The sequence below is a fragment of the Methylophaga sp. F7 genome (assembly GCF_056863975.1).
The window spans coordinates 15,553-29,364 of sequence record NZ_JBWPVL010000002.1 but is presented as its reverse complement, the minus strand read 5'-3'; the positions used below and the strand labels follow the sequence as shown (position 1 = coordinate 29,364).

At 45.0% G+C, this 13,812-nt stretch carries 12 protein-coding genes and 1 pseudogene; 7 read left to right on the top strand and 6 right to left on the bottom strand.

Translation table 11 applies throughout. The annotated features are described in order from the left end of the window. Nucleotides 1-3: 3 nt before the first annotated feature. The 4 genes from AC08OG_RS15395 to AC08OG_RS15380 all read right to left on the bottom strand — a co-directional run bounded on the left by AC08OG_RS15395 (nucleotide 4) and on the right by AC08OG_RS15380 (nucleotide 4,648). On the bottom strand, nucleotides 4-2,067 hold the full coding sequence (locus AC08OG_RS15395) for a bifunctional diguanylate cyclase/phosphodiesterase (protein ID WP_482930617.1): 2,064 nt from the start codon (nucleotides 2,065-2,067) through the stop codon (nucleotides 4-6). Nucleotides 2,068-2,477: 410 nt separating this feature from the next. Continuing rightward, nucleotides 2,478-2,921 carry a hypothetical protein gene (locus tag AC08OG_RS15390; RefSeq protein WP_304917902.1) on the bottom strand — a complete coding sequence of 148 codons (444 nt, stop codon included), beginning with the start codon at nucleotides 2,919-2,921 and terminating at the stop codon, nucleotides 2,478-2,480. Nucleotides 2,922-3,210: 289 nt separating this feature from the next. Further along, nucleotides 3,211-3,573, bottom strand: coding sequence for a type II toxin-antitoxin system HicB family antitoxin (locus AC08OG_RS15385; protein ID WP_304917903.1), 363 nt, complete (start codon nucleotides 3,571-3,573; stop codon nucleotides 3,211-3,213). 205 nt (nucleotides 3,574-3,778) lie between these two features. Next, on the bottom strand, nucleotides 3,779-4,648 hold the full coding sequence (locus AC08OG_RS15380; RefSeq protein WP_482930616.1) for a DNA replication terminus site-binding protein: 870 nt from the start codon (nucleotides 4,646-4,648) through the stop codon (nucleotides 3,779-3,781). A gap of 363 nt (nucleotides 4,649-5,011) precedes the next feature. Here AC08OG_RS15380 and AC08OG_RS15375 point away from each other — a divergent pair, with 363 nt between their 5' ends. Beyond that, nucleotides 5,012-5,896: a hypothetical protein gene (locus tag AC08OG_RS15375; protein WP_482930615.1), complete on the top strand. Its 885-nt coding sequence runs from the start codon at nucleotides 5,012-5,014 to the stop codon at nucleotides 5,894-5,896. A 756-nt stretch (nucleotides 5,897-6,652) separates the two neighbouring features. Here the strand turns inward: AC08OG_RS15375 and tnpA are convergent. Beyond that, a complete protein-coding gene (gene tnpA, locus AC08OG_RS15370) occupies nucleotides 6,653-7,069 on the bottom strand; it encodes an IS200/IS605 family transposase (protein ID WP_226069670.1) in 417 nt (138 codons plus the stop codon). A gap of 21 nt (nucleotides 7,070-7,090) precedes the next feature. Between tnpA and AC08OG_RS15365 the strand changes: the two genes are divergently transcribed. After that, nucleotides 7,091-8,332 carry an RNA-guided endonuclease InsQ/TnpB family protein gene (locus AC08OG_RS15365; protein ID WP_292411106.1) on the top strand — a complete coding sequence of 414 codons (1,242 nt, stop codon included), beginning with the start codon at nucleotides 7,091-7,093 and terminating at the stop codon, nucleotides 8,330-8,332. A gap of 150 nt (nucleotides 8,333-8,482) precedes the next feature. After that, nucleotides 8,483-9,169, top strand: a complete 687-nt coding sequence (locus AC08OG_RS15360; RefSeq protein ID WP_482930614.1) for a RepB family plasmid replication initiator protein — start codon at nucleotides 8,483-8,485, stop codon at nucleotides 9,167-9,169. Here AC08OG_RS15360 and AC08OG_RS15355 read toward each other — a convergent pair. After that, nucleotides 9,089-9,719, bottom strand: a pseudogene (locus AC08OG_RS15355) (IS3 family transposase); the annotation flags it as partial. The gene AC08OG_RS15360 and the pseudogene AC08OG_RS15355 overlap by 81 nt on opposite strands. A 143-nt stretch (nucleotides 9,720-9,862) precedes the next feature. Between AC08OG_RS15355 and AC08OG_RS15350 the strand changes: the two are divergent. The 4 genes from AC08OG_RS15350 (at nucleotide 9,863) to AC08OG_RS15335 (ending at nucleotide 13,762) form a co-directional block, all read left to right on the top strand. Next, nucleotides 9,863-11,188: an MFS transporter gene (locus AC08OG_RS15350; RefSeq protein WP_226069839.1), complete on the top strand. Its 1,326-nt coding sequence runs from the start codon at nucleotides 9,863-9,865 to the stop codon at nucleotides 11,186-11,188. A gap of 278 nt (nucleotides 11,189-11,466) precedes the next feature. Further along, nucleotides 11,467-12,486, top strand: a complete 1,020-nt coding sequence (gene istA / locus AC08OG_RS15345) for an IS21 family transposase (protein ID WP_482929750.1) — start codon at nucleotides 11,467-11,469, stop codon at nucleotides 12,484-12,486. After that, complete coding sequence (gene istB, locus AC08OG_RS15340; RefSeq protein WP_482929749.1) at nucleotides 12,483-13,268, top strand: IS21-like element helper ATPase IstB; 786 nt, start codon at nucleotides 12,483-12,485, stop codon at nucleotides 13,266-13,268. The genes istA and istB overlap by 4 nt, the downstream gene beginning before the upstream one ends. 212 nt (nucleotides 13,269-13,480) lie before the next feature. After that, nucleotides 13,481-13,762, top strand: coding sequence for a hypothetical protein (locus AC08OG_RS15335; protein WP_226343164.1), 282 nt, complete (start codon nucleotides 13,481-13,483; stop codon nucleotides 13,760-13,762). The last annotated feature ends 50 nt before the right edge of the window (nucleotides 13,763-13,812 follow it).

The following is a 13,812-nucleotide window of genomic DNA, read 5'->3' as shown; positions in this document are numbered from 1 at the left end:
TCATTATTTCCACTTTGTAATTAATGATTCAATGTCCTCTGCTTGTAAGGGCTTTGCAAAAAGATAGCCTTGAAATTTTTTACAATTCATTTCCATGAGTTTTTGTTTCTGTGCCTCGGTTTCAACCCCCTCAGCTATAACGCTCATATTAAGACTTTGGCCGAGACGAATGATACTCTCCACGATCGCTTCACTCTCGTTACTAGTTATCAAATCGCTTACAAAAGATTGATCAATTTTTAATTCATCGATTGGCAGCCTTTTTAGATAGGACAATGATGAAAACCCCGTGCCAAAATCATCAAGAGAAATCATGACACCGAGTGCCTTAATTTTTGCCATTTTGTCTATGATGATATTGTAGTCTTCCACAAATATAGACTCAGTCAATTCCAACTTCAGGCGGTTCGGCTGGATGCATGATTCTGTAATTTCACCCTGGATTTTTTCAATAAAATCATGCTGCATGAATTGTTTGAGACTTACATTCACCGATAGTGTCAGATTCTCAAAGTCAGGCTTAGATGACCATATGGCTAATCGTCGGCAGGCAATCTTTATTACCCAGTCGCCTATTTGGTTAATCAGTCCGGTTTTTTCGGCAATGGGAATAAAATCGGCAGGAGAGATAATGCCTTCATCTGGATCTTGCCATCTGATTAGTACCTCTGCTCCAGTAGGCGTATTTTTCTCATTAATTTGCATTTGATAGGTCAGGAAAAGTTGATCTGGAATAGCTTCTCTTAACCTGGCTTCAAGTTTGAATCGATTTTCTACCCTTGACTGCATATTCTCATTGAAAAAAGCGATCTGAGCTGTATCAAGAGTTTTAGATTCGTAAATAGCCATTTCAACTTGTTTCAAGATTTCATTCGATGTTGTGACACGCGGCTGAAAAACGGTAATGCCAACACGAATCTCGGGCCTATACTGAAAATCATTTACTAAAATAGGTTCAGCAGATCTTGTTACCAGCAATTCAGCCAGATGATGAGCGTTGTATGCCGCATCATCAGTATCGTTGCCGATGTTATTTGCCAAAATGGCAAAAACGTCTCCACCATATCTGGCAACAGAAATATGCTGAGATGTCATCGCTAGTCTAGAGCTGAACTCTTCGAGTATGACATCACCAATGTTATGGCCCATTGCTGAGTTAAGCGTTTTAAAATTCTTTAAATCCACAAACATAAGTGCTGCGAACTTACTTGAATGATTTGCAGAGACCATTAACTCCTCAAGCATAGACATCATTGATGACTTGTTAGGGAGGTGAGTCAATGCGTCATAATGAGATAAATGATCGATTTGCCGACGTGCTTGTTTTAAATCGCTGACATCATTGAACGACGCAATGTAGTTTGTGACATTCCCTCTCTCATCTTTAACTACGTTGATACGCAGCCATTCTGGAAACTCTTGACCATTCTTTCTTTTATTCCATATTTCGCCTTGCCAGTAGCCTTTTTCGTGGATATTGCGCCACATTTCTCGGTAAAAGTCGGCAGATTGACGGCCAGATTTCAGAATAGATGGGTCCTGACCAATCACCTCGTTTTGAGAGTAACCTGTGATAGTAGAGAAAGCGCGATTAACTCTGACTATTTTTTTATCAGTGCTGGTTATCATTTTCGCTTCATTTGAGTCAAAAGCGGTTGCTGCAATCCTTAGTTCGTGCTCGGTTTCTTTTTGCTTGGTAATATCTATTACAACACCGCTAAACCGCATGGCCACACCTTTAGAATCCCTCTCGGTAGCTAGTCCTTTAGCCAAAAGCCATTTGGTTTTGTGTCCAGGGCAACTAACACGATGTTCACATTCAAATTTATCTGTTAATCCATCAATGTGATCATTAATAGCTTTTTGAAGTCCTGTTACATCATCGGTATGGACAATATTCAACCAGGTTTCAAGTTTGTTATTGATGCCACCGCATTGTTCTAATAGGCTCGACCAATTACCTGCATAATCGTAGATCTTTTCATTGAGTCGCCAATCCCACACTCCATCACCGGCTCTATCAAGTGCGAAATGCCATCTTTCTTCAATGGCGATTTGTTGTTGCATCGCCTTACTAGAATCGATAAAAAACTTTCGGGTGAGTGCGTACAGAAGCAGTGCCGTTAAAATAACAAAACCCCAACCTTTAATGATGCTTAGCCAATGAAGAGTTTGTTTGTCAAATGGTAAACTGTGAAGAAGTCTGTCAGATAACAGAATCCAGAGTATAGAGACGAACGCGTATATGGCTGCGATTTTGAACGCATTTCTGTTGATGCTGAGATAAGTTTTTTTCAAGGATTAGAACACACATTACGTAAAATTAGTTATTAGATATATCTGCTAGGTGTTTGTTTCAAATGGATGTAAATACTCGACTTTGTTAAAGCCGTTTGAACTGGGTAATGGAAAACATTTAAATGTTGAAACGAAGTAATTACTCGCATTTGAAACCAAACACCTTAACAAATGAGCAATCATGATTCTTCTTGGCTTTCACGCTGACTTATACGCTCATAAGCCACGCGTTCATTAATAATGTCATCCACTATTTTTCGGTGCAAAGCCACAGAAACAGCATCTGGGTTATTGAATCTGCCACCCTGCTTAAATATCAGATCCGCTAGCTCACGCTCACTCATCGCCATGTACTCATCAAGTCTCGCGCCTTGTTCCGTTAAGACTTCAACGGTTTCCGGATGGACACTTCGCATGGTTAGGCTAGCCAGGTTATCAATTAGTATAAGCACGTTAACTGTATCGTCAGAAAGATAACTTGGTTCCAAAAAGCGGAGATCAACCAACCCTTTTAATTCACTATAAAGCACATAAACGTCAAAAAAATCGATATCATCTTCCGCAAAGGTTTTAAGCGTCTCAAGGCGTGCTTTTGCTAACTTGATGATGTTTTGTTCGAGCATGCGTTACCTCCCTGTAATGACTTTTTGGCTCTGTTATAAATATCTGACAATGGGGGGCATTTACTACAGCTTAGTTATACTTCCTATCATCTCATTTTAAAGAGGGGATACCAAGCCTTAAACGGTTTGTTTGGCTAAATTTTAGTTCATTTGGTTTAACTCAAGTATTCAAATAATCTCTGACAGAGTGTATCCGTGAGGCCTGCAACAAAATCAGGGTAGAACCCCAAGGATATTCGTTGTTATCTTCTCGACCTGATGTGGGTTTCAGAGTAGTTTGCTTTTAGGCTCATACATTTAAATTAAGAACTTCTTCAACCAGCCTGTTGAGGCTAATCCCTTTTGACTCTGCAGTAAGAGTAAGACGCTCCTGTAGCAATGGTGAAATACGAACATTGAATCGTCCTGTAAACTGTTTAGTAGGATTGATTCCACGGTAGTTGCAGGCATCAAGGTAAATCTGAAGCGATTTCTCAGCTTCATTCTTTAATGCTTGAATATTGTTAGCATAAAAGTCTGCGCAGCCAGTGAAGCCAATAAACTCTCCGCGAAACATCTCTATTTCAGGATCAAACTTGATTACAGCCTTGTAACCATCGATTTCCATCATATTGTCTTTGCTCATAACTGCAACCCCAGGCTTTTTAACCATTCTAGAATGCTCGCAACAGCCCCCTTATTACTATTCGGACCTGATTGTGGTGTATTCCCCCCTACTTTTTCCAAAAGAATATATTTATACAAGAAATCTTTTTATTTACGTTTATAACTGAGGCCTGTATTACATAGACTCATTCACTTTCACGTTGACTAATATCGCTTTGGCACTCGACAAGTAAAAACGTGTGAAGGATTATTCATTTTTTCTGCTTCCTTAATTTGTCTTCCGGTAAATAACGATGAATATTCAAAAGCGGGCAATATGGCTCTGCCTCTAGTAATGCATCTGAGCGTCTAACACGGACTCTCTGATGCCATTCTTTAGGAAGTGGCACGATAACCGGCAATGGATCGCCTTCATTTGCCGGGTAAAACAGCGGTAAATGGGCTGTTGTTACCGGGATACGCTTGCCTTCAATGAGGATATTGACCTTGGGTTGCGGGGCAGGCGTGTTCACACGCGCCAGAATTTCACCTTCTGGCAGTAACATCAGCTTTGATTGCTCGGCTTCAAGTAATTTACGTTGCTTTTTGTCTGGTGTTTTATTGATTTTTCGTGCAGCCGACTCGATTGCCTGCTCTCGGGAGAGTTTCAGAATCGTTCTTGATTGTGACCAGGTAAAACTGATAGATTCGGGGCGTTTTTCAAGTACGCGAAAGGTGCGACCGGCCATTTTACGATTCAGCCGACGTAAACCGACTTTCTCCAGCAAGTACTTGCTCAAAGGCATACCCTCAAGTGTTGATTCCTTGTCGGTACTGCGAAGAAATCTGGCCAACTCATCACGCAGATCATTTATGGATCGCACCTCCGCCAGCATCTCATACGATACACCCAAGACAGCAGGCATAGAGCTTGTGCTTCCAGCTTGTGCATCGTCTTCCATGTACTCCAACGCTTCGATATACAGTGCCACCGTATTTCTGTCGGCATTCAAATGTGCCCAGAACGGATAGGACGTATCCCCCCGAACAAAGTCAGCGACGGCAAACTGTTGATCGCGAAGTGGCAAATACACCGCTTCAAAGCGTTCTATAAGCTTCATCAACTCCGTTGAATGTTCCATCAGTTACCCTAATTCAGAAGTATTAATAGTTATAATATAACATAGACACATTTAAGCAACCCTAACCCCCTCTCTCGTAGCACACGCCTTTCCAAATTGACCTGCCGATGTGATCGTATCGCGCTCGTCTCTTTAACGGAGGAGCCGTGCAAAGGAATATTCCAACTGCCATGACGACCCGGCGTAGCCGTAAATAAAATAAAATAAGCGATAAATAAAAGGAAAGGAAATCAAAATAGAAAGATTTTCACCGCTCGAAAGATGTGAGCTTTCATGGCGCGGAGTGTCAGGCTGGTTATGGGGTTGCGTGAATGTGAATGTGTTATAATATGACAGTCATAAACACATAAAACGGAGGTTTTTATGACATCGCTTACTCTTGAATCTACTAACCAAACACTGGCCACCGCCGGTATTCGCCTGCGCCTGTCCCAAAAAGGCCTGGCGGTTGTGAGTAAAGTCCCTTTATTTGCGAAAGCGTTGGAGTATTGCACCAATAACGCCAAGGCGCGTGATGATGTGCTGAGTATCATCGGCCACTACAAAGAACAGCCTGATTTAGTCTTTGTTGCAGACAAGCCGCAGGGTCAACCGATGCTCGATGCCGCCCCCGCACAAAATAATATGGATACACCCCCACCCAGACAGCCACGGCCAGTGGCTCAGTCAAAACCCGTCCAGCAATCGACCATCAATCAGCCAGCACCGGCCCGAACAGTGGCGCATCCCAATGCACCTGCAGCAGAACACCAAGAACCTGCTGGTGGTCAGCACCAAGTCGATACTGAAAAACGTAATTTTGTAGGCCATCATGTCTATGGCAGACATTCAGCACTCTATTTTGCCTATGATGAAACCCGTGGCGGGGATGCCACTATTGCCGTTGATGGTGCGATGTCCGTGGCCACTCGCCAGTACAATTGGAATCAAAAATTACGCATTCAGATCACTCGTAGTGATTTACCCAGTGTTGCCGCTGTGATGTTTGGTTTATTACCAAAAGTTGAGCTTACCAACTACGGTGCAGACAATACCAAGCGATTGATGATTGAAAATCAGGGCAAAAACTACTTTGTGAATATGTCTGCCAAAGACCATCATCAAATCGCCGTGCCTATCTCGGCCAGTGACGTTTATGAAATTCGTAGTCTGTTTCTGGCTCAGCTGATGAAAAACCGGCCTGAAATTGGCGTTGAGGGGATTTTAGCGAACCTGAAATGCCATGCCGCCATGCTTAAACAAGCCTGATGCAAAAAAGCCACCTTTCATGTGAAGGGTGGCTTTATCTATCATCTTCTCGGATCGTACTTTGCCTGTTAGATGTTACAAACGGAATGTAAGTCGATCTTGGACAAAGGAGATGTGCCTAAAAGAGAACAATACTGACTGCCAGAATATTGCTTCTATTTTCTCTTTTAAAACCTTTTACTGTTTTAGCCATCTCCAATTTGTTGCTATATCTGACTTTACGGCTTTTCACCACGACATCATAACGGTTACAAAGCGACAACAATACGGTACTACAGAGACAAATACACGGTTTTAGAGCGACAAATAAGCGGCAAACAGCGACAAATTGACTGCTACGTGATACCAAAAAAAATAAAAACCCTTTAAAGTTAGTATTATCAATACTTTACACACGATAGTGCGACAGATTTACGGCGTTATTTTATCGCCTGAAAACGACAAGTTAACGGTACAGTACGACAGAATTACGGTTACCCGTTGTTAAACATAGCAATAGCAAGGTTTTATCTGCCATGAATGACCGTTTCGTAGGTGTGCTTGGCATTTTAATAACGACAAAATTACGGTTCGCCAGGACAGCATTAAAACGACAAATAAACGGTAAATGACGACGTTTTTACGGTTATCTGTACAGATGGCGCTGCTTTACCGGCTTTATTCCTTCATAACGACAGATTTACCGGATTGCGCGAAAAGCCCCGTCGTTCAGGGCGGGGATGAATAGCGCGGACGGCAGCGCCGTCCTTTGAATACTTAATGAGGTGTTTGCTGTTGCTCGATGTATTGCCGAATGATTTCAATCGGCGCACCGCCGCAGCTTCCAGCGAAATAGCTTGGCGACCACAAGGCCCCGCCCCACAGTTTCTTCTTAATGCTTGGGTAGTTCTTTTTTCGGATAAGAAGACTGGATACGCCTTTCAGGCTATTAACCAGTTTCGATATTGCCACCTTAGGCGGGTAGTTCACCAACAGGTGAACGTGATCGTCCTCTCCATCGAATTCCACCAACTCCGCTTCAAAGTCGGCGCATACATTGGAGAAGATTTCTTGAAGGTCGTCCAGAATGGCTTTTGTGAATACACCACGGCGGTATTTAGTCACAAAGACCAGATGAACGTGCATCTTAAAAACACAGTGTCTACCGTGCCTAATGTCATTGTCATTGCCCATAGACCAGAGTATGATTGAATCATGCAACGACTTCAAGTTTTCAAATACGAATTAATGCCGGACGGCGAACAACAGCGCAATATGCGCCGTTTCGCCGGGTCGTGCCGTTTTGTATTCAATAAGGCATTGGCGTTGCAACAAGCGCACTACGCAGAAAGCAAAAAGAAGTTGTCTTATGCCGATTTGTGCAAACAACTGACCGAGTGGCGCAAGAGTAGCGAAACGCAATGGCTATCTGAAACCCATTCCCAACCCTTGCAACAAACGCTTAAAGACCTGGAACGAGCCTATAAAAACTTCTTCGAGAAACGCGCAGACTTTCCTCGCTTCAAGAAGAAAGGCCAGTCGGATAACTTTCGCTATCCGCAAGGTTGCAAGCTCGACCAAGGCAACAGCCGGATTTTTCTGCCAAAACTAGGCTGGGTTCGCTACCGCAACAGCCGGGAAGTGTTGGGTATTGTGAAAAACGTCACCGTATCCGGCAAACAAGGCAAGTGGTATGTGTCGATTCAAACCGAGCGCGAAGTCGAAGCGCCTATCCACCCGTCGACCGCCATTGTCGGCATCGATATGGGCATTGCCCGTTTTGCCACACTGAGCGACGGCAGCTATTTCGCCCCGCTCAATAGTTTCAAACGCCAAGAAAAAGCCTTGGTGAATGCTCAGCGAGCCATGAGCCGAAAAAAGAAGTTCAGCAACAACTGGAAAAAGGCAAAAGCCAAAGTCCAGAAAATCCATGCCCATATCGGCAATGCCCGACGCGACTACCTGCACAAAGCCACGACCACGGTCAGCCAAAACCACGCGATGGTGTGTATCGAGGACTTGCAGGTTCGGAATATGTCCAAGTCAGCATCAGGCACTACCGAGACACCGGGCAGAAACGTCAAGGCCAAATCCGGCCTGAATAAAGCCATCCTAGATCAAGGCTGGTATGAGTTCCGCCGCCAGTTAGACTACAAACTCGCTTGGAATGGCGGACAACTCGTTGCCGTACCACCCCAAAACACCAGCCGGAAGTGTCCGTGCTGCGGCCATGTCGCCAAAGAGAACCGACGCACACAAGCCCGGTTCCGGTGTGTTGCGTGCGGCTTCGAGGAAAACGCCGATGTAGTTGGTGCGATCAACATTCTCAGGGCGGGACACGCCCGTTGCGCCTGTGAAGTGAGCGACGCAGTAATGTCGCCAGCAGCAGGAACCCACCGAAGCAACTCATTGCGGCGCGATGCCGGGATGAGCGCCGTAGGAATCTCCGGCCTTTAGGCCGGGGAGGATGTCAAGGTGTGATGACTCTAATGAAGCCTCGCTAGCTGTGGATGTACGATAGAACGACAGATTTACGGTATGAAATAAAATTCTTCAGGTATATATTTCGAGACACCAACCGGTGATGTCGTTGTATAGGTTTTGAAGATGTCCAATGAAAATAACAGGCTGATCGTTAAATCAAACAAGCTAATTGAAGCCAGTTATAGGCTTACATTGAATGAGCAACGTGTTTTGCTGGCGGGTATCTCACAGATTGATTCTCGCAACAGCCTTGAGGAAAACATGACATTTGAAGTGCATGCTCAGGATATTCAGGACTTAGTAGGTTTAGAGGACAATAAAAATATCTATCGCGCTTTAAAGGCGGCTTCAGAGAAGCTTTATGAGCGAACCGTTTTAATTGATGATCCCGATCCATCTAACCCCGCTATCACGAAACGTAAAACTCGCTGGATCAGTTCAATTGATTACATCCCCGGTGAAGGACGGCTGGTGATGATTTTCTCTGCCGGTATCATCCCCTACCTCTCCAGCCTCACATCCAGCTTCACTAAATATAAATTGACTCATATCGCTCGTTTTGAGAGCGTTTATTCGATTCGGATGTATGAGATGTTTTCGCAGTGGTCTGGTGTTGGGCGATTTGAGATAACACTTGATGAATTTCGAGAACGATTACAGGTGCAAAATCTTTATAAACGCGTCACTGATCTAAAAAAGCGGGTTATCGATCCTGGTGTAAAGGAAATCATTTGGTGCAATCGCATGAAGCGCTCTGACACCATTATCGCTCGGTTTATAACGTCGTTTGCGTCGCGCCATGAGCCCTAGTTTCTGCATCAGCCGAGCAACCCGGTTAACAGAGCAGGTAATACCCCAATCATATAAATCACGCCATACACGCGGGGAACCATAGGTCCGGTCACTGCCGTGATAGCTTTCCTGTATATGGGCTTTAATGATTTGGTTAGCTTGTTCACGACGGCTTGGCTTTCTGACCAGCCAATCATAAAACCCGCTGTGCGACACGCCAATGACCCGGCACATCATTCTCACCGGCCAAATCACTTTGTATTTGGCGATAAAGGCATACTTCACTGCGGGTCTTTTGCGAAGTAGCCCAGCGCTTTTTTTATAATGTCACGCTCTGTTTTTAATTTGGCATTTTCCCGACGAAGCCTGACAAGCTCTTTATTCAGCTCAGCGTCAGCCATATTTTTTGAGTGCTTGGCACGCCATTGGCCGTCTTTATCCAGCGTCGCAGCATGCCAGAGTTGATTCCCAGATCGTCCGCTATTCCCTGAATCGAGCTGTCCTGTTGACTCGCAAGCCTGATGGCCTCTGCTTTAAATTCATCGGTGTATTTTCTGCGTGTTCCCATTTGATTCATCTTCTACTTTTCCTTTCATGTTAAAACATGCTTATGAAAAGTGTCCGTTAAATTGTGGGAAACCCAGTCAGAGCATATTGTGTAGTGAAACTATTCAAATTAAGCTAACTCACCGATTCGATCTTAAGGCGACTATGTTTGAAATCTTAGCTCATCGCACATATAGACATTTATTCGCTGCCCAAGTCATTGCATTAATCGGCACTGGTCTAGCCACAGTGGCTTTAGGACTATTGGCTTTTGATTTAGCCGGAGAAAATGCAGGTTTGGTTCTTGGCACGGCGTTAGCTATTAAGATGATCGCTTATGTTGGCATTGCACCTATCGCAGCAGCATTTGCCGAAAGCCTTCCTCGTCGTAGCATGTTAGTTACGCTGGATATTGTTCGTGCGGGTGTTGCCTTAGCACTGCCATTTGTCTCTCAGATATGGGAAGTCTACGTACTCATCTTTTTGTTACAGGCGGCATCGGCGGCTTTTACGCCTACTTTTCAGGCGACCATACCTGACGTGCTTCCAGAAGAAAAAGATTACACCAAAGCATTGTCTTTATCACGTCTGGCTTACGACCTGGAAAACTTAATCAGTCCAATGTTGGCTGCAGCTCTGCTCACTGTGATTAGTTTTCATGCTCTATTTGCCGGGACTGTTGTGGGATTCATAGCTTCAGCAGTTTTAGTTGCAACGGTGATACTACCAAGGCATCCATCACCAAAGCGCCGTAGTATTTATGACCGAACATTTCGTGGGCTCCGTATTTATTTAGCGACGCCCCGATTACGTGGCCTTCTGGCTGTTAATGCTGCGGTGGCTGCATCTGCATCAATGGTTTTCGTCAACACCGTGGTGATTGTTCAGGCAGAGTTTGGCCTCAAACAAAGCGCTGTAGCATTAGCATTAACCGGTTTTGGTCTTGGCTCAATGTTAGCGGCATTAGTCCTTCCGCGTTTGTTAGATAAGCTGCAGGATCGCAGCGTAATGCTCGGAGGTATCGGATTGATGATCATTGGTATGTTCTTAGGGATATTGGCCGTGAGCCAAGCATCGCTTATGGTGTTGTGGTTTATACTCGGATTAGGCTACTCCACTGCCCAGACACCTTCAGGGCGATTATTGCGTCGCTCTTCTCACCCAGAGGATCGCCCTGCCTTATTTGCTGCCCAGTTCGCTCTGTCGCATGCGTGCTGGTTATTATTCTATCCTTTGGCAGGATGGTTCGGAACGCATTATGGCATGCCCCTAACATTTGCTGTCCTTGGCAGTGCGGGCGCACTATGTATTTTAATAGCTTTAAGGGTCTGGCCTACTAAAGACCCTGAAGTGATTGAGCACGAACACACCACACTGCCAACCGAACATGCACATACCCAAAGCGGCATCACTACCAAGGATGGAGTGCGACACGCACATTTATATGTGATAGATGACTATCACCCAAATTGGCCACATTTAGGCGGGTAAATGTTGATTTGGCCGACCAATATCTGGATCCGGGTTAAATGAACTTAAGACTTGCTGATTTAGCAGTAATAATTAACTGATAACCACAATCCATCACTAATCATTAAAGTCTCTACCGTGCTCTATATCCATCATCCTTATTCCCCCTAAAGCTACTGGGTAGGAACGTGTCAGTGTCATCGACAATGTAAAACTGCCCCACTAACGACAATCAAAAATTGACCCACCTGAGGCAAAATGGCCGTCATTTGTAACGACAGGATGGCGGTTGAAATGCGATGTTAAATCAGGAGTCATTAGTGGAAATACATGTATTACACCGGCAGGGTCACAGTATCCGCGCCATCAGTAGGCAACTCGGGATCGCCAGGAACACAGTCCGTAATTATCTGCGTGACCAAGCCCGTTCACCCAGTTATGGTCCACGCGAAGAAAGACCATCAAAACTGGACCCGTTTAAACCTTATTTACTTGAACGTATTGCGGCAGCAAAACCTTATTGGATCCCCGCCACGGTATTGTTCAGGGAAATCAAAGAGCAAGGCTTTACTGGTCAGGAAGGTATCGTCAAAAACTACATCCGGCAGTTCAAACCAACGTTACAAGAAGATGTGGTTCGGTTTGAAACCCTGCCGGGTCAACAGATGCAGGTCGACTTTACCACTATCCGACGGGGACGCAGCAAACTCAAAGCCTTTGTTGCCACACTCGGTTACAGTCGGGCGAGTTTTGTACGGTTCAGCAGTCATGAGCGTCAAGAGGACTGGCTCACGGGAATAGAAGCCGCCTTGCAGTACTTCGGCGGTGTGCCCAAAGAGATCCTGTTTGATAATGCCAAGTGCATCATGATTGAACGCGATGCATATGGTGATGGTCGCCACCGCTGGAACGACAAGTTGCTGCAGTTAGCAGCAGACTATAGTTTTCGCCTTCGTGCCTGTCGGCCCTACCGGGCGAAAACCAAGGGAAAGGTCGAGCGCTTTAACGGTTATCTGAAAAACAGCTTTATCACACCGCTGGCAGCTACTCTGAAACAAGCGGGACTGGTGCTGGATGTTGATACGGCTAATGGTCAAGTCGGTCCCTGGTTACGAGAGGTAGCACATCAGCGCTGCCATGGCACCACCGGACAGCAGCCGCAAACGCTGTTGATTAAAGAGCAGTTGGCATTGGCTGACTTACCGGCATGCGTGATTAAAGAAAAACACGTTGCTTTCCCATCTCGTCACGCTCTCCCGATTGAGAGTCTGCAGCATCCGCTAAGCACCTACGACCAGTTGCTGGAGATGAGCCGATGAACTTGCAGATGGCACGGATTGAGCGGGCCTGTGAAGAACTCAAACTCAATACGATGGCAGTGGAATGGTCAGCGGTGGCCGATACCGCAGCGGGTAAAGGCGCTACACTAGCCGACTTTTTGGAGCAGCTGCTTAACCTTGAAGTGGATGCCAGAACGCAGCGGACACGTGAGACCTTGCAGAAATTTGCCGGATTGCCAGCAATTAAATCGTTTGAGGACTACGACTTCAACTTTGCCACCGGTGCACCCAAAAAGCAATTGCAGGAACTCAATAGCCTGGCGTTTATCGAACGGGCCGAAAACATTGTTCTGCTCGGTCCGAGTGGTGTCGGCAAAAGCCATCTGGCCATTGCTTATGCTTGCAAAGCGATTCAAAAAGGTATCAAAGTACGCTTTATCACAGCAGCCGACCTGATGTTGCAACTGGCTACTGCGAAGAAGCAGGATCGACTGGAAGGTTATCTGAAACGCAGTGTGCTGGGGCCCAAACTGTTGGTCATTGACGAAATTGGTTATTTGCCCTTCGGGCATGAAGAGGCCACCTTGTTCTTCAATGTGATTGCTAAGCGCTATGAACAAGGCAGCGTGATAGTGACCAGTAATTTACCATTTTCACAATGGGCAACAGCTTTTGCCAATGATCAGGCACTCACAGCAGCATTACTCGACCGGCTTTTACACCACGCACATATTGTGCAGATCTCAGGAAACAGTTATCGATTGAAAGGAAAGAAAACTGCTGGGATAGCCCCAGTAACGTATAAACAAATTAACGAATAGTCGCCAAGGGTGGGTCAATTTTACTTTGTCGGAAAGTGGGTCAAAATTGGATTGTCGTTGACATGTCAGCAAGGGTTAAAGAAGAAAAATATCCTTTAACTGCCCCAAACAAAGTTGCTTTAAACCATTTCCCAATATAAGCTGGCGGGAATTTTTCAATAGTGTTCTTCGTGAAGTCAAACTATCTCACATCCTTTTTGCTGATTGTATGCATGGTATTTTCCAGTACCGCTGCTGCTTTTTTGCATTTGAATGAACACATCCATGACGATACGCATGCACATCATCACTTTACAGAGTTACAACATCAGGATGATTTAGAAGATCAAAATGATGCAGATCATTCCCATCACTCTAATCTTCATATTGTTGGTGATGTAATCGAACATAATCCACTTTTTTTCTGCGTATCTGATTATTCATTAGGTGAAGAGTCATACTCACGCCTATTTTTTCGAACCTATACACCTCCCATACCCCCACCCAACGCCTAAACCCCTAGCTTTTTGATAATTTCTTAACGCCTGACTAGCGCAGGTATTGC